The 22081-nt window shown below is 66.0% G+C and carries 19 protein-coding genes and 1 pseudogene; 5 read left to right on the top strand and 15 right to left on the bottom strand.

The window, feature by feature from the left end; all coding sequences use genetic code 11:
• The first annotated feature begins 7 nt into the window (after positions 1-7).
• The 3 genes from OO015_RS12975 to OO015_RS12965 all read left to right on the top strand — a co-directional run bounded on the left by OO015_RS12975 (position 8) and on the right by OO015_RS12965 (position 3238).
• Positions 8-1684, top strand: coding sequence for an amino acid permease (locus tag OO015_RS12975; protein ID WP_265941831.1), 1677 nt, complete (start codon positions 8-10; stop codon positions 1682-1684).
• A gap of 178 nt (positions 1685-1862) precedes the next feature.
• On the top strand, positions 1863-2138 hold the full coding sequence (locus tag OO015_RS12970) for a hypothetical protein (protein WP_265941829.1): 276 nt from the start codon (positions 1863-1865) through the stop codon (positions 2136-2138).
• Positions 2139-2386: 248 nt separating this feature from the next.
• Complete coding sequence (locus OO015_RS12965; protein WP_265941826.1) at positions 2387-3238, top strand: PrsW family intramembrane metalloprotease; 852 nt, start codon at positions 2387-2389, stop codon at positions 3236-3238.
• On the opposite strand, the gene thiI is transcribed toward OO015_RS12965, so the two are convergent.
• The 6 genes and pseudogenes from thiI to OO015_RS12935 form a co-directional block, all read right to left on the bottom strand.
• Positions 3178-4401: a tRNA uracil 4-sulfurtransferase ThiI gene (gene thiI / locus OO015_RS12960; RefSeq protein ID WP_265941824.1), complete on the bottom strand. Its 1224-nt coding sequence runs from the start codon at positions 4399-4401 to the stop codon at positions 3178-3180. The two genes, OO015_RS12965 and thiI, sit on opposite strands and share 61 nt — an antisense overlap.
• Before the next feature lie 69 nt (positions 4402-4470).
• Positions 4471-4668, bottom strand: a pseudogene (locus tag OO015_RS12955) (Rdx family protein); the annotation flags it as partial.
• A 387-nt stretch (positions 4669-5055) separates the two neighbouring features.
• Positions 5056-6207, bottom strand: a complete 1152-nt coding sequence (locus OO015_RS12950) for a hypothetical protein (RefSeq protein ID WP_265941822.1) — start codon at positions 6205-6207, stop codon at positions 5056-5058.
• A gap of 122 nt (positions 6208-6329) precedes the next feature.
• On the bottom strand, positions 6330-7673 hold the full coding sequence (locus OO015_RS12945) for an autotransporter (RefSeq protein ID WP_265941820.1): 1344 nt from the start codon (positions 7671-7673) through the stop codon (positions 6330-6332).
• Positions 7674-7977: 304 nt separating this feature from the next.
• Positions 7978-8781: a hypothetical protein gene (locus OO015_RS12940; protein WP_265941818.1), complete on the bottom strand. Its 804-nt coding sequence runs from the start codon at positions 8779-8781 to the stop codon at positions 7978-7980.
• A gap of 164 nt (positions 8782-8945) precedes the next feature.
• A complete protein-coding gene (locus OO015_RS12935) occupies positions 8946-10247 on the bottom strand; it encodes an RNA polymerase sigma factor (RefSeq protein WP_265941816.1) in 1302 nt (433 codons plus the stop codon).
• Between the two features lie 210 nt (positions 10248-10457).
• Between OO015_RS12935 and OO015_RS12930 the strand changes: the two genes are divergently transcribed.
• Positions 10458-11873, top strand: a complete 1416-nt coding sequence (locus OO015_RS12930) for an aspartate kinase (RefSeq protein ID WP_265941814.1) — start codon at positions 10458-10460, stop codon at positions 11871-11873.
• A 382-nt stretch (positions 11874-12255) separates the two neighbouring features.
• Positions 12256-12435 (top strand): hypothetical protein, encoded by a 180-nt coding sequence (locus tag OO015_RS12925; protein ID WP_265941812.1) that lies wholly within the window; start codon positions 12256-12258, stop codon positions 12433-12435.
• A 4-nt stretch (positions 12436-12439) separates the two neighbouring features.
• On the opposite strand, the gene OO015_RS12920 is transcribed toward OO015_RS12925, so the two are convergent.
• From OO015_RS12920 to OO015_RS12880, 9 genes are all read right to left on the bottom strand, one after another.
• Positions 12440-14962: a Lon protease family protein gene (locus OO015_RS12920; RefSeq protein WP_265941810.1), complete on the bottom strand. Its 2523-nt coding sequence runs from the start codon at positions 14960-14962 to the stop codon at positions 12440-12442.
• A 60-nt stretch (positions 14963-15022) separates the two neighbouring features.
• Positions 15023-15532: a YIP1 family protein gene (locus OO015_RS12915; protein ID WP_265941808.1), complete on the bottom strand. Its 510-nt coding sequence runs from the start codon at positions 15530-15532 to the stop codon at positions 15023-15025.
• Positions 15533-15547: 15 nt separating this feature from the next.
• Positions 15548-15952: a recombinase family protein gene (locus tag OO015_RS12910; RefSeq protein WP_265941806.1), complete on the bottom strand. Its 405-nt coding sequence runs from the start codon at positions 15950-15952 to the stop codon at positions 15548-15550.
• A 40-nt stretch (positions 15953-15992) separates the two neighbouring features.
• On the bottom strand, positions 15993-16517 hold the full coding sequence (locus tag OO015_RS12905) for a deoxyuridine 5'-triphosphate nucleotidohydrolase (protein ID WP_265941804.1): 525 nt from the start codon (positions 16515-16517) through the stop codon (positions 15993-15995).
• Positions 16518-17765 (bottom strand): amidohydrolase/deacetylase family metallohydrolase, encoded by a 1248-nt coding sequence (locus OO015_RS12900; protein ID WP_265941802.1) that lies wholly within the window; start codon positions 17763-17765, stop codon positions 16518-16520. It abuts the gene before it with no gap.
• A gap of 52 nt (positions 17766-17817) precedes the next feature.
• The gene (locus OO015_RS12895; protein WP_265941800.1) at positions 17818-17952 is read right to left on the bottom strand and encodes a hypothetical protein; all 135 of its coding nucleotides are present in this window, start codon (positions 17950-17952) and stop codon (positions 17818-17820) included.
• Positions 17949-18722 carry a Mut7-C RNAse domain-containing protein gene (locus tag OO015_RS12890; RefSeq protein ID WP_265941798.1) on the bottom strand — a complete coding sequence of 258 codons (774 nt, stop codon included), beginning with the start codon at positions 18720-18722 and terminating at the stop codon, positions 17949-17951. Before OO015_RS12890 ends, OO015_RS12895 begins: the two co-directional genes overlap by 4 nt.
• A gap of 274 nt (positions 18723-18996) precedes the next feature.
• Positions 18997-19746, bottom strand: coding sequence for a hypothetical protein (locus tag OO015_RS12885; protein WP_265941796.1), 750 nt, complete (start codon positions 19744-19746; stop codon positions 18997-18999).
• A gap of 1114 nt (positions 19747-20860) precedes the next feature.
• A complete protein-coding gene (locus OO015_RS12880; RefSeq protein WP_265941794.1) occupies positions 20861-21832 on the bottom strand; it encodes a 1-phosphofructokinase family hexose kinase in 972 nt (323 codons plus the stop codon).
• Between the last annotated feature and the right edge of the window lie 249 nt (positions 21833-22081).

Raw genomic sequence — 22081 nt, 5'->3', positions numbered from 1 at the left:
GACGACGATGAGCAAGGAGCGAGATCGTCAGGAATTGATCAGGCAGGACATCCGCGACCTCCACCGGCTCGGTTACGCGCAGCAGCTCTTTCGGGAGATGGGCGGATTCTCCAATTTCGCCATCTCGTTCACGATCATCTCAATCCTGACCGGAGCCATCCTGCTCTATGGGTACGGGCTGAAGTTCGCGGGCCCGATCGTCAATACCGTGGGTTGGCCATTGGTCTCTCTCTTCACCTTGGCCGTGGCAGCGTCCATGGCGGAGATCGCTTCCGCGTACCCGACGGCTGGGGGACTGTATTTCTGGTCCTTCCGGCTCGGTGGCCGGGGCTGGGCGTGGGTGACCGCCTGGCTCAACATGATCGGGCAGGTGACGATCACCGCAGGCATCAACATCGCGGCCGCTATCTACATGATCGGTGCAGTCACGCGCATCCTCGGCATTCCCGAAGATATTCGCGTACCGGTTTTCGGATCGGTTACGAACTGGTATTTTCAAGTTTTCGTGATGATCTTGATCATGATACCACAGATATTGATCAATATCTTCGGTATCCGCTTGACTCGTCTACTCGGAGACTTCAGTGTCTATTGGCATATTCTCGGTGGTGCCCTCATCGTTCTCTTCCTCGTCTTTCTCGGAACGCACCACAATAGCCTGAGCTTCCTCTTCCGGTTCGAGAATGTCGTCAATCCGCTCGACGCCGCATCGGCGGATCTCGGTACGGGCCAACCGGAGCCTGCTCTCGTCGTCGGCAATTGGACATTTCCCTCGCCGCTCTTCAATCTCCTACCCGCTCTCAAGGAGCTCTACGCGAACGCACCGTTCTGGCTCTGCTTCTTGCTGGCGCTACTCCAGGCGCAGTGGACATTTACCGGGTACGACGCCTCGGCCCACGTCGCCGAGGAGACCGTGATGGCCCGCCTCAACTCGGCCTGGGGTATCTTCCTGTCGGTCGCCGTCTCGGCCGTCGTCGGCTGGATCCTGCTGACAGCCGTTACCTGGAGCATTCCCAACGGCGACGTCGCCACGACCGCCGGTGACCCGTACCCGGTGCTGTACGTGGCGTACCAGAACTTACCGGCCATCCTCGGTCACGTGATCGCGATCATCATCGCTGGAGCGATGTGGTTGTGCGGGCTGGCCTCCATCACGTCGATGTCGCGGATGTGGTGGGCCTTCGCGCGTGACGGCGGGATGCCTCTCTCATCGCTCATCGCGCGCGTGAACCGCCAGTACCGCACTCCGGTGTGGTCTATTCTCATCACGTGCGCGCTGGCGGTACTGCTCACGCTCTACTCGGCTGCCTATTTCGTCGTGACCTCTATCTCGACGATCGCACTGTACCTCGCGTACGTCACACCGACCTTCCTCAACCTGCGGAACAAGCTCACCGGTCGCAGGGAATGCACGAGCCAGCAGAACGCCCCCTGGAATCTCGGCCGCTTCGGACCGATCGTGAACGTGCTCGCCATCGCCTGGGTCGCCCTGATTACCGTCATCTTCGTTCTTCCGCCGAACGAGCTGGTCCTGTGGACGAGCGTGGCGATGGGTGTCCTGCTCAGCGTGTACTGGTTCGCGTACGCGCGCTCCCGCTTCACCGGTCCCACACCAGCTGACGAGGAAGAACTGCGGCGGATCGAGCACGAGTTCCTGGGTGAGCTCGCCCCGGCCGACTCGTAGCACGATCGTACCGGATCCACCCCATGCGCTCCCGGATCGTGCGGCTGACCGCTGCGCGCTCCGGGAGCGCGCACGCTCGGCCGCGCCTTTCCGGCGATCCCGAGCGAACCAGCCTGGCTCTTTTCAGCCCCTTGTCGCTTTCACACCGACTGCGTATCCTCCACTGGGGAGGAATAGCGTGTCGATACTCGCCCAGCGCTTGCTGCAGACGCTCAAGAAACACCGCTTCCAGCCCGTGACCTTGCAGGGCGACAGCTACGTCCTCGAGGTCGTCCCCTACCACGGCAAGATCGAGGCGGGATTCACGCTCTGGCGTCTCGAGGGCGGCGAACTGGTTCCCGTCGCGAGTGGCCACACCGAGAACGGGCATCTCCTCACGGCTGAGGGCTTCGCCTTGCAGCTTCCGGCGGACGTCGAGCGCACCATGCTCACGCTCCTCTCACGCAAGCGGTGAGTGCCTCGACCGGTTTCCTGCTCGCCCCTGACAAAGAAGAGATGCGGTGGATGCCTCTCCGTATGGCATCCGCGGGCGACGACCCAGTCTCCAAGTCGCTCCCAGCCGGAAGTCCTCACCGTCCCGCTCGCGTGCTCATCACCCAGCTCTGCCACTGCTGTCGTGACGCGGACATTCTCTCGCAGCAACTCTATGTGGTTCTACAATCCTCACGACTTCGTGGACAGGAATACCAAGAGGAGCAGCCCGTGCAAGCGATCCGATCGGCACTCGCTCGCGGTTGGTTCCAAGTCCTCATCGGTGGCATCGTTCTCTTCTATGCCCTCAACAATGTGTACCAGGCAACCGGCAATCCGAACTTCGTCCCTTCCCTGCTCGTCCTCGGTGCCTTTCTGGTACCGGTCGTCCTCGTCCTCTGGGTCTACGAACATCCACTGCCTGATCGAATTCCACCCAGTGCTGTCGTCTGGAACTTCCTTTGGGGCGGTACGCTCGGCGTCATCATTGCCGGTATCCTGGAGTACGACACCTATCGGACACTCGGCTTCCTCCCGCTCCTGGCCGTCGGTCTGATCGAAGAGGCCGCGAAGCTGATCGTCCCGCTCGTCTTCTTCCTCCGCTGGCGTTACCGCTCGGAAATGGCGGGCCTGCTCTTCGGTCTCGCGAGTGGTATGGGCTTCGCGGCGCTGGAAACACTCGGATACGCCTTCACGGCGCTCATCGCCTCCCGTGGGAACGTCGGGCTAGCCGAGTTCGTCCTCCTGGTTCGCGGGTTCCTCTCGCCGGCTGGCCATGCAGCCTGGACGGCCCTCGTCACGGCGACGCTCTGGCGCGAGCGCCTGCGTCACGGGCACGTCGGGCTCACGCGCGCCACGCTCGGCGCTTACCTCCTGGCTGTGGCGCTGCACACGCTCTGGGACACGTTTCAGGTCATGAGCAGCGCAACCCGCGTCGATTGGCTCGGGATCGAAGCGTTGAGCGCGTTGGTAGCGCTGATGAGCGTGACAGTACTCGCCCGACGCTACCAGGAAGCACGCCGTCAAGCGGTCGCCGCAGCGAGCGCCATCAGCGGATCCCAGCGGAACGGGTCACCCTCGTAGACGGTGCGGCGGGCCAGGCATTGCTGCACGAGCGCCTCGACGTCGTAGGCCTGTTCCGCTGCCGCAGCCTGCTCGACCGTCACCCGCGTCGCCGGATGCAACGGCACGAAGACCGTGCAGCAATCGTCGTCCGGTACGCGCGAGATCGGCTCGGTCCCGATGCGGACGGCCTCCGCGATGATCTCGTCCTTGTTGTTCCCCACCAGTGGCCGGAGGATCGGCAAGTCCGTCACTGCACCGATCGCCCGCATGTTCTCGAGCGTCTGCGACGCGACCTGCCCCAGGCTCTCGCCCGTCACGATCGCCCCTGCTCCCTCTTCATGCGCGATCGCGGTCGCGATGCGCAGCATGAGACGCCGATAGAGGACGACGCGGAGCGACGGCTCGGCAGCCAGCGCGATCTCGCGTTGCGCATCGCCGATCGGCACGACGACCAGGCGATTCTTGGGCGGCTGGTAGTGGGAGAGATGTCGCGCGAGCTCGACCACCTTTTCGATCGAGATCGGCCGGACATAGGGGTAGGCGTGGAAGTGTACGAAGGTGACGAAGCACCCGCGCTTCATGAGCCGGTATGCCGCGACCGGCGAGTCGAAGCCGCCGGAGAGCAAGGCGACCACGCGCCCGCTCACGCCGATCGGCAATCCACCTGGCCCGGGGATCGACTGGCCGCTCACCAGCGCGCGGTCGTAGAGCACCTCGACCTGGTAGGTGACGTCCGGATCGGAAAGGTCGACCGGAGTACCGGTTCGCTTCTGCACGAAGCGACCGAGTTCCCGCTCCAACTCCGGAGAGGTGAGAGGGAAGTTCTTGTTGGTCCGCTTGACGCGAATGCGAAAACTCGCAGCTGGCGCGCCCTGCCGCTCCAGGACTTCGACCAACCCCTGCTGCATCGCCTCGATGCTCAGCGCTGTCTCTACCCCGGGCGAGAAGTTCGCGACACCGAACACCCAGCGCAACCGCTCGGCCACCTCCGGCCAGACCGTGGGGTCCTCGAGACGCACGAGAAAGCGGAGTGCTCGCTCCTGCAGCCGAGCGATCGGAAGATCGCGCAGCGCGAAGCGGAGATTCTCGAACAGCGTCCGCTTGAAGAAAGGACGGTTCTGCCCCTTGAGCGCCAGTTCGTGCACGCGCACGATAACGAGCGGGGTCATCGTCGTGCTCATCGTTCACCTCTCACCCGCCCGACCGATTCCTCTCCCCTGCCTCTCGCGGCTGCGCGACCGCTCCGCTTCTCACCCGGAGCCGATCCGCCGACCGACCAGCTCGAGGAGTTCCTCGTCCTCTGGGAAGCGCTTCTCGGCCAGCTTGGAGAAGACCAGCTCGTCGTCGACGGAAACTTCGAACCGTCCACCGGAGGACGGTACCAGTGTGATCTCGCCGATCTGGAGCTCGTACTTGTCCAGCAACAGGTCCACCGCACGGGTGGCTCGTCCCCGGTAGCCTCACGATGTGCAGTATTCGATTCGAATCCGATGCATCACCGCTCCCCCTTCCGAGCTTCCAAACGTGCAAGTATAGCCGCTGACGGGCGACCGCTCTGCAACACCGATCGTCGAGGGACGAAGGAGCAACGAACGAGGCGATGCGCTGCTCCCTGTCGTGCACGAAGACAGCGGATCTCGTGCCTGCTTCGCGCGCTGCGTGCGCGAGCGCGATCGCACCGGCTCGAGCAGACGTCGTGCGGGTGAAGTCGCGGTAGAGCGCGCGCACCGAAGGACGGCCGGTACCGACAGCCAGGCCGGTCGCCCGCCCGACCAGCGCGCGGACGACACCGCCCCGCTCTCACGGGCCAGCGACTTTCCCCACTGGGGCGACGCTCACATGAGCGTCGCACAGGCTTGCATGCCGAGCGGCTCGACCCGGACACAATTGACGGCTCGCCGCGCCGACTCCTGGACGAGCACCTCGAGCGTCACGACCACCTGCGCTCCTGGTGGCGGTGGTGTCCCAGTACACTCGACCACCCGCTCGCTCGTCATGCAGCTCCACCCGGCGCCACTCACCTGGCGCACGCCCTGCACGATCATGCCAGGCGGCAGCTCGTCGGTCAGCACGAACTCGCTCCAGCTCGCCCGACACTGCTCCGGGCCAGTGTTTTGCAGGCGAATCACCACCGTTGCCACCGGTACCTGCCCAGCCGCTCCTGGCTGTCCGGCCTCCATCGCCTTCTCCAGCCCGAAGAGGCAGCTCACCGGCGTCGGGGTCGGGATCGGCGTCGGGATCGGCCCGAGTGTCACGCAGCGGCTGTCATTCTCGGGATGGCCGTCGCCGGTGACGGAGACGACGGCGCAGTTCTCGGCCGCACTTCCAGCTTCACCGCTGACCGTGAACGTGAACGTCGCTGTATAGCCAGGACGTAACGGTGTGCCGGCGCGACACCTGGTGCCGCTGCACTCCCAGTTACCCTGACCGCCGGCTTCCACGACGCGGACCGCTGAAGCGACGAATCCAGCCGGCAACGGATCGTTCACCAGCGCGCCCGCAGAACAGGGTCCGCTTCCACGGTGTTGCACGGTCACTGTCACGAGGAACGACGTCGTCCCAGCGACCGGCGCAACCGATTTGTCGAGGGCGAGATCGCACTCGCCAGCTGGAGTCGGTGTTTCCCCGGGAGGAGTCGGTGACGGAGACACGGTCGGTCGAGGCACGGGTACCGACGGGCTGGTCGCGGCGGAGGTCAGCGCCGGTTGGCCCACCTGTGGAGTCGGGGACGTCAGGACGGTCGGTGTCGAGGCGCTCGCTGTGGGCGATACACCTACGGTCGGAGACGGTCGTGAGGCAGTCCGCGTCGGCGACACCACGGCGATGGGAACCGTGGCCGAGCCGACAGGAGTCGGACGCTCTTCGGCTGTCGGGGCCGGTGTGACCAGCGGGACCAGCGCACCCTGGCATGCAGCGGAGAACCAAGCGGCGAGTAGGAGCAGAACGATGCCGCTCGCTCGCTTCGTCGTCCACCCGTTCGCTCGCACGATCGAGCCTCCGAACTCAGGGCTCGTGCACCGACTCTCGCTGCTGCACGATCGTACTTCGTCGAGAGAATCCGTGGGGAGGGCCGGTCGACGCCCCCCGCACGGCTCGCTCCGTGACGCGACTACTGGACGACGGCGCAGATGAAATTATTGGACATGTTGACATCGACGTTTTGTGGAACGATGACCCGGACACAGTTCTGGGCCGGCTTTTGATTCACCGTCGCCGTGAAGGAGAAGCTCGCGACGTACCCGGCCGGCACTGCGCTCGCTGCCGTGCAGCTGGTTCCACTACAGCTCCACGCCACGCTGCCGCCACTCTGACTGATCACCGGCGGGCCGCTCAAGGAGATCGTCGGGTCGGGATACTCGATCGCTTGCACCCCAGCTGGGCAGGGGCCGCTGCCCGCATTGGAGACGGTGACGACGACAGTGAAGACGTTCGGCTGAGCCGTCGGCTGCATGACCTTGTCGACGACCATGTCGCACGCCGCGACTGGCGTCGGCGTCGCCGTGGGCTGTGGTGTCGGGGTCGGCACAGGCGTCGGCGTCAGCGTTGCGGTCGGCACGGACGTCGGCGTCGCGGTCGGCACGGACGTCGGTGTCGGTTTCGGTGGTGCCGTTGGGGTCGGTGTGGGCAACGGCGCGGTCGGCGAAGGAGTAGGTGGGAGGCCCGGTGTCACGACTGCGCCACCGCTGCTTTTCTTCGGTGTCGGGGTCGGCGTCGGCAGCGGCACGACGGTCAATCCCACGGCGACAGTCGGCTTCTTGACCGGCGTCGCAGTCGGCGTCGGCTCCAGGTCGAGCGGCGGCGGGCCGACCTGAACCGTCGCCACACCGAGTGTTTTGGTTGGGGTTGGTGTCGGTTGGGGAAGGCAGACGGTCAGGGTGAGGCTCTTGACCTCGGTGCTGTCGTGCACTTCGACGTCCAGCGCTGCCTGCGCCTTGATCTGATTGACCACAGATACCGGCAGAACCATCGAGACTTGCACGAAATTGGGCACGGTCGTCGCTGTCCAGGTCCCCACCAACGACGTGCTGAACTGCTGTGGGTAGAAAAGCGCACCCGGATACTGCCAGTCATGCACCCTGATTCCGTCGTCACCCGCCCATACCGTTGCGAGTGGACGCGCGACGACAGTGATCCATGCCGCGGTCACCGATCCCGCGTTGGGAATGTTCGTGAACGTGTGCAGGACGCGCTTCTGTGGAACCGCCGGTGCTGTCGGCAACTGTGTATAGTGCGCCGGATTCCCCAGGGCGTTGAGCAGCTGCGCCCGTGGCTGGAGCGGTCCCGGCCCCACGGTCATCGACTGCGGGGCGGAACCAGGCGGGCACGCCGGTACGGTTCCGACCACGGGAACGGTCGGCGTGGGAGTAGCGCCGAGTATCCCCCCGCATGCGGCGAGGATGAACGCGAGGATCACAACCAGGACGATCGAGCGTTCTTCGAATGATTTCCGCACTGCTCAACCTCTCTTCACGATCCCGCTCTGCACGCATCCTCGCGACCAACGAGTGAGCGACAGCCAACGACGATCCCCGCTTCCGTGCGGCACCGACGATCCGGGCCGCCCACGGATCGAGACGCGAGACCTCATCCTCCAGCGACGCGCTTTCCGGAGCGAGATCGGGCTCCCGCTCGCTCTCGGATCCGGCGGCCCACACCCGTTCTCCTTCGCGCGTTCTCGAGCGCGCCCGTACGCCCCCGCGCGCCGCGGCAGGACGATCGCGAGTACTGCTGCCGTCCGCGACGGAGTGGTCCACACCTCATGGCAGCGCCTCGCACCAGGTATCGTTCGCCGCGTTCGTATCGGCGCTACTCGTCACGGTCGCACACAGCTGCGCGGAACCGGAGGCGAGCGTCGCCATCGTCTGGAAACCGACCTGGTACATGGTGCCAGGCGGGTTGCCCGGCACCGCAGCGGAGGCGGTACAGGTCGTCCCGCTGCAACTCCAGCCCGCCGAGCCGTTGTACTCATAGGCCACTGCCAGACTTCCCAGTGTCAGCGCGCCACTGGGCGTGACGCTGAGGTTGAGCGTCACCGGTGGCGGGCAGTTCGCACCACCGACGCTGCTCACTCCGGCCGTCACCTGGTACTTTCCCGGAATCGTCTCGAGGAGACCGATACCGACCGCGAGGTCACATCCCGCCGTCGTGGTCGGGGGCGTATCGTCACCCGGCGTCGCGGTCGGCACTGCCGTCGGCGTCGCCGTGGGAGCAGCGGTCGGTGTCGCGGTGGGAGCAGCCGTGGCAGTCGGAGCAGCCGTCGGCGTCGGTGTCGCCGTGGGAACGGTGGTGACAGTCACCGAGCTGACGCTGACCGTGGTGGGCAGACTGGGCGGCGCACTCGAACCGGAGGCGACGACGGTCGGGACGAGCGGAGTGGTCGCTGGAGCCGATCCCGGCGTCGCCGTCGGCGATCCTTGTGTCGCGGTAGAGCCCGACCCGCCGGGCGTCAGCACGCTCGGCGTCGAGGGAGCGCGCGTCGGTGGCGACGCACCACCACACGCAGCGAGTGCGAGTGCGCCAGCGACGGCGGACACGACCAACCACCGGAAGGCACGGGACATCTCTCTCCTCCTTCCCGCTCGTGCCGGCGCACAGTCACCCAGTGCGTCGTCACGGGCTACTAGACCATCGACCGGATGCTGGTTCTTCCCCCTTTCCTGATCGGTCTCCAGCGCAGCAGGAACCCGACCTGGTCACCTATACAACGAGCGAAGGGGTCCAGCAGTTACGCGGTCGGCCGGCAGACGAGTGTGACGGCCGAGGGAGAACCCCGGTCGAGTGCGACGGTGACCGTGCCCTGACCGAGGAGCTTCCTCCCGTCCCACGTGACATCCGCCAGGTCAGCGAGGATACGGAGGTGGACGCCGAGGCCAGCCACCTGCAAGGTCGCTTCCCCTTTCCCGACGGTCGCCCGCAACGTTCCAGCCGGTAACCGGAACGTCGCCGGTCGCCCGGGCTCGAGCACCGACGGTACCCCGAGGAGTCGTCCAGCCACGGCAGCCGGCGGGTCGAGCCGGAGTGCGAGCGGTGGGCAGCCGACCGTCTGCACCGCGACCGGAGCGGTCCCCCAGGTGAGATACCCCCAGCCAACCACCGTCACGACAACCAGCCCCCCGACGGCGGCAAGTGCCGCTTTCGCCCACGACGAATGACGGATCCAGTCGCGCAACCGTACCACGCCGACGGGCGCAGCAGTCGGGGCAGCAAGCCCCTGCTCGATCGCCTGGCGGATCGCCTCGCGCATCTCTCCAGTCGGCAGGACAGGAGCCAAAGCAGGCAGGAGATCGGCAGCACTGATCGCCCGGCGAGCACGCTGGCAGGTCTCGCAGTGCTCGACATGCCGGGCGACCGCCCGCCGCAGTTCCGGTGTGAGTCCCTCCGGGAGCGACGTCCCTTCGAGCAGCCGCGCCAGCTCGGGGCAGTTCTGGCGACTCCGGCGCGCCAACAACAACACCGTGAAGCTTTCCTCCAGCGCGTCACGCACGCGACTGAGGCGCGTATTGATCGCACCGCGCCGCACACCGACGACCTGCGCGACCTCGGCTGGTGTGAGGTCGTGTCGCAGCGCCAGCTCGAGGACGGCGTAGTCGTTCGGTGGCAGACCCCGCGCAGCTTGCCAGACCAGCTCGGCCAGTTCGCGCCGTCGAGTCGTTTCTTCCGGCTCGGCCTCCGGGCCGCTCGCGGGAATCTCCGGCTCCCACTCCTCTCCTTCCGGTGTGGGAAGGTGCGAGAAGGCAGTCGTCCGTTGACGGCGCTGGTAGTCGATCGCTGCGTTGCGGGCGATGGTGAAGAGCCAGGCTCGCAGCGAGCCGCTGAACCGGCGCGCCCGCAGCGCTTGCATCGCTTTGAGGAACGTCTCCTGGGTGATATCGGCCGCGGCGTCGCGGTCACCGATGAGACGCACGACAAAATCGTAGATCCGGTCGACGTAGCGCTCGTAGAGGGTCGCGAAGGCCTGACTGTCCCCCGCGCGGAAACGCTGCACGAGTTCGTCGTCGGTGCGGGATCCTTGCTGCATTCGGGCCATAAGGCGTCGCGCTTCTCCTATTCGGCCAGCTGCTCGACGGCGCAATAGTAGCATCTGGGCATGCACCCTTCAGGTGGCGCACGATCACTGGTCCCGACATGGGCGTCACCGTGGTGTGTTCGCAGTTCGCAGCTCTCCACGCTATCCTTGCCCATTCGGGAAGTACAGAGCGCGTGAGCGCCGTGGCGCCGGAGGTGGAGGACAGCGACGATGCGGGTGATGAAGTTCGGCGGAACCTCGGTCGGCAATGCCGCAGCGATCGATCGCACGGCGCGGATCATCGCCGACGCCTACCGTGGCGACGGACGCCTCGTTGCCGTCGTTTCGGCGATGAGCGGTGTCACCAACCAGCTGATCGCGGCCGCCCAGGCCGCGGCTGAGGGCGACGAGCACGCAGCCGGAACACTCCAGCGCGAACTGCTCGAGCGGCACGAGGCGGTGACGACCGAACTGATCGCCACTCCTGCGCGCCAGGAGGCGACGATCGCTCGCCTCGCCGAACTCGCTGCCCGCTGTGCCCGGCTCGTCGAGTCCGTCCACGTGTTGCGTGACCTCTCGCCACGCGCGCTCGATTGGATCGTCTCCTTCGGCGAGCGGATGAGTGCCGTCGTCGTGGCAGCCGTCCTCGAGGAGCGCGGTATCCCAGCCGTCCCGGTCGAGAGCGACCGAGTGATCGTGACCGACGATCACTTCGGCAACGCAAATCCACTTCTCGACGAAACCCGTGCCCGAGCCGAGGCAGTCTTGGTGCCGCTCCTCGAGTCGGGGAAGCTTCCCGTCGTGACAGGATTCTTCGGTGCGACCCACAAGGGCGCTGTCACGACGCTCGGCCGCGGTGGATCCGACTTCTCGGCCTCCATCCTGGCGCATGCGCTCGACGCCGAAGAGGTCTGGATCTGGACAGACGTCGACGGCGTGCTGACGGCTGACCCACGGCTCGTCCCGAGTGCCCGCACGCTTCCCGCGATCTCCTTCGCGGAAGCGACCGAACTGGCCTACTTCGGCGCCAAGGTCATCCACCCACGGACGATGCAGCCAGCCGCCGAACGCGGCATCCCGATCTGGATCAAGAACACGTTCAACCCCGAGCACCCCGGAACGCGGATCGGGCCGGAAACGAGCGCGAACGGCTCGGTCGTCAAGGCGATCACCGCGATTCCTGGTGTCAGCGTGATCACCGTCGAGGGCTCAGGCTTCCTCGGAGTCGCCGACGTCACTGCACGTGTCTTCGAAACGGTCGGGCGCACCGGCGTCAATGTCTATATGGTCTTCCAAGCCTCCTCGCAGCACAGTCTCGGCTTCGTCGTCCGACGCACCGATGCGAGCAAGGTGCTGCGCGCGCTCGAGCGCGAGTTCGAGCTCGACCTCCTCAAGGGACGCATCGCGCGTATCTGGGAAGAGCCTGGGATGGCGATCGTCGCCGTCGTCGGCGCCGGAATGCGCGGTACGCCGGGCGTCGCCGGCCGCGTCTTCGGTACGCTCGGCCAGCACCGGATCAACATCGTCGCGATCGCCCAGGGATCGAGCGAGCTCAACATCTCGTTCGTCATCCGCGAAGACGAGGTGGCCCGCGCTGTCCCCGCGATTCACGACGCCTTCGGGCTCGGTGGGTCGTCTGCCGACTGATCCTCGCTCGGTTCTGGACAGTGCCCTTTCGTCCGCTGCTCGGTTATGAGCGTCCATCCTGCCCAGACCAGTACCGCAGTGGGCAAGAGGATGAACGCGAGCACGAAGAGCCACGTTCCAGGATGCGTCCAGTCGATGGCCACGGCCTCCCTGCAGTCCGACTACCAGAAGTCTCGGCCGGCCAAGCGGCCGACCAGGCTTTCCGAGCATACTCGTGTGGCGATCAGCCTGCGCCCGTAGTCGACCGGCTGGATGTGCGTCGCCGTACCTCTCGCCAGCACAGTCGACGCGGCAGACGCTTGTCCGATCGTCTGGACACAGACACACGCCGGCGACCACGCGTTGACCGGCGACCAGTCGTCCCGCTCGCCAGAGTTCCGTTATGGAGACGCTCACGCTGCTCGCTCTCGCACTGATCAGCGCGGCTATCCTGACTGCACTCGTCGCCCTCTGTCTCCGCTGGCTCGGTATCCCGCCAGCGCGACCGGAAGAGCGCACACGCGGTATCGAACTCTTGATCGAACAGTTACGCGAGCGCTTCGGCCGCCACCCCTCACGGTGAGCGGTCAGCTGCTCGGCGAGCCATCCTCCCCACCGCCGTTCTCGGCTGGTTCCGGATCGGCTGCCGTTTCCTCAGCGCGCGACTCGTCACGTTCCCCACGCTCGTCACGGCGCCCGAAGTCGCGCATCCGCTCGGCATACTCGCGCAGCCGATCCATCACCCGGCGATGGACTGTCCCCTCCGGGTACGTCCCATCGGGCTGACGCTCACCGGCCGGTACACCGGTCAGGATTTCGATCCCCTGGTCGACCGTGTCGACGGCCCAAATGTGGAACTTCCCCTCGGCGACGGCTTGGATCACTTCCTCGTCCAACATGAGGTGCTGGACATTCGCCGTGGGGATGATGACTCCCTGTTCACCGGTCAGTCCTTGCGCCTTGCAGACTGCGAAGAACCCCTCGATCTTCTCGTTGACCCCTCCGATCGCCTGGACTTCGCCGTACTGGTTCACCGAACCGGTCACCGCGATGCCTTGCTTGATCGGTAAGCCAGAGAGCGCCGAGAGCAAGGCGTAGAGTTCAGTCGAGGAAGCCGAGTCCCCCTCGATCTCCTCGTAGGCCTGCTCGAAGGTGATCGAGGCGCTGATCGCCAGCGGGAAATCTTGAGCATAGGCGCCAGCGAGGTAGTTGGAGAGGATCAAGAACCCCTTGGAGTGGATCGGCCCGGAGAGCGCGATCTCGCGTTCGATGCTGATGAGATTCCCGCGACCGAGCGCAATACGCGCCGTGACGCGCGACGGTTTGCCGAAGGCAAAATCGCCCAGATCGACGACCGCCAGTCCGTTGATTACGCCTACCCGCGCACCCCGCGTCTCGATCTTGAGCGTCCCCTCAGCGATCAGCTCGCGGATCCGTTCGGCGATGAGGTCGGACCGGTACCGCTTCTTCTGGATCGCGGTCTCGACATCCTCAGCCGTCACGATGTCGCGCCCGGCCTTTCCTGCCCAATAGCTCGCCTCGGCGACCAGGTTCCCGATCTCGAGCAGCTGCGAGGAGAGTTTCCGCTGGTGCTCGACCTGCCGCGCACCGAACTCGATGACCCGCGCGACAGCGCTGCGGTCGAAATGCCGCAACCCCTGCTCGCGGACGACGCGACTGATGAACGCGGCATAGCCCATGACGTGCTGGTCGTCCCAATCCATGTCTGGTGCGAAATCAGCTCGCACGCGGAAGAGCTCGCGAAAGTCGTCATCGTATGCGGACAAGAGGTAGTAGAGCAAGGGTGAGCCGATGAGCACGACTTTGACGTCCAGGGGAATCGGATCGGGGCGCAAGGTGGCAGTCGGCAACACCGCGTACTGCTGGCCGACGTTCTCGATCACGACCTGCCGCGTGATGAGCGCTCGCTTGAGTGCGTCCCAGGCGAACGGGTTCTGGAGCAGCTCGACAGCATGCACGACAAGGAAGCCACCGTTCGCCCGGTGTAAGGCTCCCGCCCGAATCTGGCTGAAATCAGTGACCATCGCGCCGAACGTCGCCCGGTAGTCGATACGTCCGACGAGGTTGTAATACCAAGGGTTGCGCTCGAAAATCACCGGCGCGCCTTGCGTCTGACTATTGTCGACCAAGACGTTGATGCGATAGCGGGCGAGATGCTCTTGCTGTTGCAGCGCCTGCAGCTGGGCGATCGGAGTCGGTACGCCGGGTACTTGCGGCGGGAAGAAGTCGTGCAGGTGCTCGGGAATGTCCTCGCGAACCTGATCGAGGAACGCCAGCACTTGTGGGACGTCTTGGTATCGTTCCCGGAGTTCGTCGAACAAACCACCCACCGCGAAGAGCGCCACCTCACGGTCGAGCTGCCGCAAACGCTCGGCCGTCTCGCGCTCCAGTCGCCGCACTTCGCGGAGCGCATCGGCCACACGATCCTGGATCCGCTGGTTGCGGCGTTCCAGCTCCTCGCGTACCGGCTCCGGCAAACGCTCGTACTCCTCCGGTGCAAGGGGCCGGCCCTGGACGACCGGTACGCTGATCACGCCAGCAGGTGTCAATTCGACTGCGAAGCCGAGCTGCTGGGCGAACTGCTGAACGCCTTCCCACAGCCGCTCGCGCTCCTGGTTGAGCCGGTCGATGATGGCGCGGCGTCTCCGGTCGTACTCTTCGCTCTCGAACGCCCGCGGGATCGCCTGTTGGGCTGCTCGCAGAAATTCGTCCATGTCGCGCGCGAGCTGCGCACCGCGCCCGGCCGGTAACGAGATCGCGAGCGGTCGCTCCGGATCCTGGAAGTTGTGGACGTAGATCCAGTCTGGCGGCGTCGGCTTCGTCGCAGCGAGCTGCTCGACGAGACGGAGTACCGTACTCTCCCGGCCTGAACCAGGCCGACCAGCTACATAGACGTTGTATCCGTAGGAGCTGATTTCCAGCCCGAACTCGAGCGCCTCCAGTGCCCGCGGCTGCCCGACTGTGCCTGCGATCGGATCCACCTCGGCCGTCGTCTGGAACGGGAGGGTCGCCGGGTCCAGCCGACGGCGCAAGCGATCGGTCGAGACCCGGAGTTCTTGCGTCCCCGCACCACCCATTGTCCCGCTCATGTTCCCTTCCCTCCCTCGCGAACATCCGAACGGACGACTGCGCCAGCTGCTCCCTGGCATTCAGCCGGCTGCGCCGGGCGGCGTCAAGAAGCTCCCGACGATCGCGGCTGCGCCGTAGGAGAGCACGGCGACCAGAAGCGCCCGGAGCGTCCCGACTCCGAGCGTCTCGCGCAACGCCATGAGCGTCGTGAAGACTGTCCACACGAGCGCCAGCGGAACCACCACGACTTGGAGAGCTGGCACGACACCGAAAACCAGGAGGAGCGTCGGTGCGAGCGCGAGACCGAGGGTGCGGGCCAACTGGCCGAGCGTCGCCTGCGTCTCCGCCCCGGGCAACGCCTTAGTGCCGAAGACGTACGCCGCCAGGACGAAGACCGTCCAGGAAACGAACGCTGAGGCAGCCGTGACGCCGAAGGCTGGCAAGCCGCCGGACGGCAGCGCCACGACACCCGCCGCCAGCACGCAGAGCGCGACGAAGAGCAGGACCGGCACGGTAGCCACTGGATCGTTCCGGACTGCTCGGTAGGCGCGCGGATCGAAACGGAGCGCATCGATGATCAATCGCAGCATCGTCTTCCTCGCTCGCTACCGCCGCTCGAGCGGCCAGCCGTACTCCTTCACGATCCAAGCGTACAGCGGCGGCACCTCGAGGAACTCGACCCGCTGGCCGAGCGTCCGGGCCTCGATCAGAAAGCTCTTCAGTCGCTCCGGATCGCGATACAGGCAGTCCGGCGAGGCTGCGACAATGACATCGATCTCGCGCAACCACATCGCGGTTCGGAGCGCTTTGAGCCCCGGTCGTCGCTCAGGAAACTCCGGCAAGATCTCACTGAAGACCTTCGCGACCTCGTAGTCTTCGCGCGCAGCGAACGCACGAAGTCGAGCCTCCTGCTCAGCGAGCTCGACTTCAGGAGCGGGCCGCTTCTTCGCCTCTTTCGGATCGGTCGGCAACCGGGTCACCAGGAACAGTGCCGCCCGCTCTCTCGGCATCGTCTACCCCCTCGGAACGGTCGCCCGAACGCGGGTGAGTCTATCCACGCTCACCCTGATACGCCCCACGATACCCCTCGGCGACCGGTCGTTCCAACCGGTGGAAGACGAGCTGGGCGACCCGAGCGTGCCGCTGCAAGCGGAATCCAGCCGGATTGTAGACGACGAGCAGTGCCACGCCTTGACCGCGGTATCCCGCATCCCACACTGCCGTGTGCAGCGCGACCCCGCAGCGCAGCAAGCTCGAGCGCGGCCGGGCATAGGCCATGCAGTCGGCCGGGATCGAGACGGTCTCGCTGAACCGTACGAGATACGGACCCGGTGCGAGGTCCCACCAACCGGCGCTGTCCGGCTCGATCGGCTCGAATTCCGGCAGACGCCGCTCGGCGTCACTCGCACCGAGCTGTCCTTTGCTCGCATAGCGAGCCACAGTGGCAACAGTGAGGTCGATCCCATGCGGCTGCAGCTGTTCGTCGGGGGCTGGCAGGTCGCGTACCAGCGGTGGGTCGCCCGCCAGCAAGGCGAGGAGCTGTTCCCTGCTCAACACACCATCGCGCTCGCCCATTCAGCCTCCTCGGACTCGTTGCGCCAATCGCGCGTAGGGATGGCCGATCGCCAGAATCCCCCGCTGGTGCTCCGGAAGTTCCGCCCACACCTGGAGTGGACTCGGCTCGGTCCGTGGCAGGATGCGGCCGTTTACCATCGTCAGCGTGTTCACGAGCAACTGCGAGCCCCGCCGCGCTTCCATCCTGACGTCGTAAAAGACAATGTCACCCTCGACGAGCCGGAACAGCGCGATGTCCGCTGGTGTCCCCTCGGCCAGACTGCCCAGCTCGGGACGACCGATGAGCTGCGCTGGACGGACTGTGGCGCGTTCGATCACCTCGGGCAGAGTCAGGCCGAGCGCGAGAAACTTCGAGAGGGTCGTCGGTAGGTCGAACATCGGGCCCTGTATGGCCAGCTGGTGGATATCGCTCGAAATCGTGTCCGGAAGGATTCCCTCGGCCAGGAGCCGCTCCGCGACAGCGAAGCTGAAGGAACCAGTCCCATGGCCGACATCGAGGACGAGCCCCCGCTCGCGGAGCGCCCGGATCGCCGGATGGACGTTCCCATCCGGTGTCAGGATCCGCATGGTACCGCCGGTCGAGCAGTGCGTGAGGATGTCGCCCGGGCGAAGGAGTTCGGCAACGTCATCGATCGTGGGTGGCCCGTTGCCGATATGGACCATCAGCGGTACGCGCAGCTGGTCAGCGAACTCTCGTGCGAGCTGGAGCGGCCGGATACCGACACCGCGCGTCGTGTTCGCGTCGATGCGTGCTTTCACGCCGAGGATCCGGTCACGATTCGCTTCGATGACCCGGGCAGCCAGATCGACGTCGCAATACGCGAGGTTCGCGAACTCCCAGGTCGGAGCAGCGAGCCCGATCGAAGAAAGGTTCAACAATGCGAAGATCCGTACCTGGCTGCGCTCGATGATGAAGCGCCGCAAGCCTGGGAAGGTGTACGCCCCTGCGCTCCCCGCATCGAGCCAGGTCGTCACTCCGGTACGGGCCGCGATCGGGTCCGGCTCGATACCCCAGTATGTCGCACCCCAGTAGACGTGCGTGTGCAGGTCGATGAGTCCGGGCGTCACGAGCTGCCCGCGAGCGTCGATCACCTGCTCGGCGATGGAGTCCGCCAGCGAGGGTGCCACCCGGGCGATCGCCCCGTCTCGGATGCCGATGTCGAAGCGACCGAAGCGCCTCGTACCAGGATCCACCAGTTCCCCGCCGAGGATCAGGGTATCGAACCGTTCGCGCTCCGTCGTGCACATCGTGCGCTGTCCCCTCGTCGCACACCGGTGCTTCCACTGCCCTCCGGCGTCCTCAATGCTCGCCCGAGATGACCCCGCGCGTCAATCCGCCACGTTCGATCCGGCGGCCACCTCGGTCGAGCACGTCGGAACCTGTGCCGGAGCCGTGTCGTTCGAAACGCATCGTGCCATGTCGCCCCGTCATCATCGGTCGACACCGTGAGCCAGCGACCGCTGCAGCCAGCCGATGAGATCTTCGACGCGCTCGCAGTGGGTACCGTACCAGTAGACCTGCCCGCAATCAGCACACTGCCGGAACTCCTCCGCCCGCGCCCAGCTCCGCGGCGGGACCCGAGCGCGGACGTCCTCGCGCGCGACAGGCTCGAGGATGCCATTGCACCGTGGGCAGCGTGTGAACGGCTGCATGCTTCCGAGCAGGTCGAAGCGCCGGACGACCTCGAGGAGCTGCATGCGCGGCTGCAGCGAACGCACCCAGTACCCGTGCGTCACGATCCGGCGCTTGAGCAGCTCGCGGTCACGTGTCAGGAGAATCCGCCGCTCGACACGCGCCCGGCTCGCGAGTGTCGCATCGTCAGCCACGCGCTCGTACCAGGTATCGAAGCCGAGCATACGCAGGTAGGCCACGAGGCGTCCGAGGTGCACGTCGCAGACGAAGCGCGGCTCGCGGAGCGGTTTCGGCCGCAGGCGCTGGATCGGCCCGATATCGATCGACTCGAACATCGGGTAGATCGCGATCCGCTCGCCACCACGCGGCCGGTACGACCAGTCGACGGGTTCGTCGTCGACCAGGACGAGGTCGACCTCGACCGGGGGAATCCCGAGGCCAGCAACGAGGTCGCGCACCGTCGCGCTGAGCGGCAACGGGACCTCGAAGGAACGCTGGCGCGCCGGTGGCGGGAGAAAGTCGTTGAGTTCCGCATAGGCTCGGACGACGACCGAGCCGGCTGCCCACCGCATGCAACGCTCCTCGGGACGAGAGCAGGGCGTCCATGCTCGGTCACGCGTGCGTCCACGCACCGCGTCGCTATCGTACCGCTGGGAAGGCCGGGCGGAGGGAGTCGGAGCGGTTCACTCGCCGATCACTGTCCGATTCGCTCGCTGAGTTCCCGAGCAGCGGTCCGAGAAAACGTCCACCACTCCGGTGATCCGCGGCCCTCTCGACGAACGACCCGCTCCCGCAGCCGAGCGTCCCCCACTGCGCTGGACGCCGCTGCTGGAGCGCCGCGCTCGCCTACGAGAGCGATTGCCCGGTGAGCTCCCAGTACGCGTCGAGGTACCGGAGCGCCTTGTCCACCGAAGCAGGTAACCGCTCGCGCTCGATCACCTCGATCTCCGCTTCCCGAACGATCGAGCGCTCCGTCTCGAGCCACAGCGCCTGACGCTGCTGGAGATCCGACAGGTGTCCGGTGCGCGCCTCGTACAACTGTTCCAGTGCGATTTCTCGCGCCACCACGCGCGGGTACAACTCGTTCCAGTACGCCTGCTCACCGAACGTGCGGATGTATGCAGCGAGCCGAGCGTCGACGCTCGTCGCTGCCAGCGCGCGATCACGTTCCACCCGCGCGCGGACTGTGGCTTCGTCCGGCCAGAGACCCTCCCGCTCCGCCGCTGCTTCCAGGGCGCGGTCGCGGATGAGCGCCGCGAGCGCGACCGTCGGGGCACCGTACGCTTCGATGAGCGCGATGTGCCGCTCGAGCAGTGCACGTTGCCCCTCATCGGTCGTGTTGGTGAGCGCATCCCGCATCCAGTCGAGGTTCGCCACAGTCCAGCGCTCCATCTCGGCGAGGTCGGCCACCGTCACCGGCCGACCCGCGACGCGCAGGACGGGCGTTTCTTCCCCGTCCCGGCGCGCCTCCGCCGCTGACTCCACCTGGGCCAGTCCGGGAATCGACGCGAGAAGTGCGGTTTGACGTAGCAGGAGCAGGGCCACGACGAGCGTTGCGACACCGAGAGCACCAGCGAGGACGAGACGGTTCTTCACGCGTCACCTCCGACCAGAGCGTCCAGGTGCGATCCCGCCCGACACCGCCGTAACAGCCCGCGGCATCGCAGAGCAGGAACGCCCACGTCCCACGATCCTCCGCTCGCACCGTACTCGCGAAGCCACCGAGGTATTGTGGGTCGACTGTACAGCCGCCGAAGACAGCCCCACCCGGTGCGATCGCCCCACAGCCGACCATCGACCAAGCGTACGAGGGCACCGTCTTCCGCACCTGTCCCCTATGAATGAAATACAGCGTTGTACCGGGACTCCGGATGTCCCCAGTCGGATTTCGAACGTAGACCGGACTTTGGTGCCGTGTGAGCGCGTTCACGCCGCGCAACGGGTTCCAGTCCGTACGGCCGAGAGAGTTTCCGGAGTAGTACCAGATTGCACCGCCCGGTTGTACACCAACCGCTGACCACTCGTAAAAGAGCTGCTGGTACGCGGTAAGCGCCGAGCCTGCCGCTGCGATGACGGTCACGAGCGCTACCAGTATTGCGCAGGCAACCCTTCGCACCATCCTCATCCCTCCGTTTTCACGAGGGTGTCCTTCCTAACGTGAGATTAGCAGAGAGAGATGTCAAGACCTCGAAGGCACAGTGCGCAAAATCGTGCCTTTCCGCTTCGATGGCGGAACGAGACGGCACGCGGCCAGGGTGCACGTCATCGATCAGCTGGCGTCCATGAGCGGCGCGCGACGCGGCGAACAGTGGGGCGAAGTTCGAAGGAACGTGCGCTCGCAGAACGTCCTGCGCACGGCACAGCACGCACTGTTGGATCACCCCACGGGCACGAGGCAGCACAAACTGTCTTACGATCGCTTTCCGACTGCCGCGACCTCCCTCCGAGACGATACACGAATCGGGACCCAGATCGCGTACAGCAGGTTCGGTGCCGTTCCCATGCCCTTGCCGGATCATGCCTGGCTCTCGAGAGCTTGTGTCGGGATCTACGAGAGAGCACTCGCGGGAACATATCTTCCGGCAAGCGCCACGCGCCGATCGAGGTGGCTCGGCGCCCAACGAGGAAGACCGGAGCCTCCCAACCGCAGGCCGAATGCTCCTTCTGTGAGCGAGGACTAGCAAGCCGCAGCGACCGGACAGTTGTGCTGCTACTCGATGACGACGGGAGCGACTGCGCCAGCGAGTTCCTCCACCCGTCCGCGCTCGACGGCTCCCGGTTGCAACGTCTCCACGCTGGCGGAACCGGCCGCCACGGCCAGCCGCACAGCGCGCTCGATCGGCCAACCGCGCAGGAGTCCGGTCGCGAGGCCAGCGACGAACGCATCGCCGGCACCGATCGGGTTGCGCACGGTCACCGCACTCGGCGCGGGCACGAACCACAATCGCTCCTTCGTCGCGACCGCTGCACCCGCTGCCCCGGCTTTGACGATCGCCGCCTGTCGCGTCGCCCGGGCGAGCGCTCGCGCTGCTGCCAGCGCTCGTTCGCGGAGTTCCACTGGATCGTCGGTGACGAGCTCGGCGCTCGCCTGTCCGAGTGCGCCCTCGGCTTCGAAGACGTTGGGCGTCAGGATGTCCGGTTCGGCAGCGAGCACTGCCACCAGCGCTTCCCGTGCGGCATCGACGATGACCGGGAGCTGGCGAGAACGGGCCAGCGCGACACACTCGACATACAGGGCGACTGGGAGGCCAGGTGGGAGCGAGCCGATCGCCACCACCAGCGCACTGTCCCCGAGCTTCCGAGCGAGCAACTCGAGCAACTCCGACGCCAGACTCGCGTCGAGCCGGGGGCCTTCCTCATTGAACACCGTCACCCGGCCACTGTCCTCGAGGACGATCGTGTTGACCCTGGTCTCCGCCTGGAACCAGTAGGGGTGCACCGCGAGACGCTCGCGGTCGGCGAGTTCAGCCACGAGCCGCCCGATCCAGCCACCGAGGAAGCCGACCACGCTCGCCTCGGCACCCAGCGCCGCAGCCGCCCGGGCGAGGTTCAACCCCTTCCCGCCTGCCGAGACGAAAGCCGAGCGGAAGCGCATGACCGTACCCGGTTCCAGCGCCCCCAGCGACCCGATCCGATCCAGGCCGAGATTCGGGCACAGAACCGTGACCTTCCCTCCGCTCATCGGCTGACTCACCCTTCCCTCCGCTAGACGGTCGAGCCGAACAGGAACTGCCGCGTCTCGGTAGGAGGGTACGAACCTCGTGCAAGAACATCCTACCGGCCCGGCACCTGCCACGGTAGACTGCACGGTCGCGGCCGGGTCGGGCAGCTCGAGCGCCAGCGGTGGCCACGGCCCGCTCCAGCCGCTCCGGACAACTTCTCGACGAAGAGACGGCGTCGTAGACTGGTTCAGCACGGCACGACCGAGGGG

Origin of the sequence: Thermomicrobium sp. 4228-Ro (assembly GCF_026241205.1) — a bacterium.
In the GTDB taxonomy this organism is placed as follows: domain Bacteria; phylum Chloroflexota; class Chloroflexia; order Thermomicrobiales; family Thermomicrobiaceae; genus Thermomicrobium.
This window is presented reverse-complemented; position numbering and strand designations above follow the sequence as displayed.

Excerpts from the sequence above, each read along its gene's own strand:
- OO015_RS12975 (WP_265941831.1), top strand. The coding sequence starts at position 8 with ATGAGCAAGGAGCGAGATCGTCAGGAATTGATCAGGCAGGACATCCGC.
- thiI (WP_265941824.1), bottom strand. The coding sequence starts at position 4,401 with ATGAGCACGACGATGACCCCGCTCGTTATCGTGCGCGTGCACGAACTG.
- OO015_RS12940 (WP_265941818.1), bottom strand. The coding sequence starts at position 8,781 with ATGTCCCGTGCCTTCCGGTGGTTGGTCGTGTCCGCCGTCGCTGGCGCA.
- OO015_RS12935 (WP_265941816.1), bottom strand. The coding sequence starts at position 10,247 with ATGGCCCGAATGCAGCAAGGATCCCGCACCGACGACGAACTCGTGCAG.
- OO015_RS12930 (WP_265941814.1), top strand. The coding sequence starts at position 10,458 with ATGCGGGTGATGAAGTTCGGCGGAACCTCGGTCGGCAATGCCGCAGCG.
- OO015_RS12925 (WP_265941812.1), top strand. The coding sequence starts at position 12,256 with ATGGAGACGCTCACGCTGCTCGCTCTCGCACTGATCAGCGCGGCTATC.
- OO015_RS12920 (WP_265941810.1), bottom strand. The coding sequence starts at position 14,962 with ATGAGCGGGACAATGGGTGGTGCGGGGACGCAAGAACTCCGGGTCTCG.
- OO015_RS12915 (WP_265941808.1), bottom strand. The coding sequence starts at position 15,532 with ATGCTGCGATTGATCATCGATGCGCTCCGTTTCGATCCGCGCGCCTAC.
- OO015_RS12910 (WP_265941806.1), bottom strand. The coding sequence starts at position 15,952 with ATGCCGAGAGAGCGGGCGGCACTGTTCCTGGTGACCCGGTTGCCGACC.
- OO015_RS12905 (WP_265941804.1), bottom strand. The coding sequence starts at position 16,517 with ATGGGCGAGCGCGATGGTGTGTTGAGCAGGGAACAGCTCCTCGCCTTG.
- OO015_RS12900 (WP_265941802.1), bottom strand. The coding sequence starts at position 17,765 with ATGTGCACGACGGAGCGCGAACGGTTCGATACCCTGATCCTCGGCGGG.
- OO015_RS12895 (WP_265941800.1), bottom strand. The coding sequence starts at position 17,952 with ATGATGACGGGGCGACATGGCACGATGCGTTTCGAACGACACGGCTCC.
- OO015_RS12890 (WP_265941798.1), bottom strand. The coding sequence starts at position 18,722 with ATGCGGTGGGCAGCCGGCTCGGTCGTCGTCCGAGCCTATGCGGAACTC.
- OO015_RS12880 (WP_265941794.1), bottom strand. The coding sequence starts at position 21,832 with ATGAGCGGAGGGAAGGTCACGGTTCTGTGCCCGAATCTCGGCCTGGAT.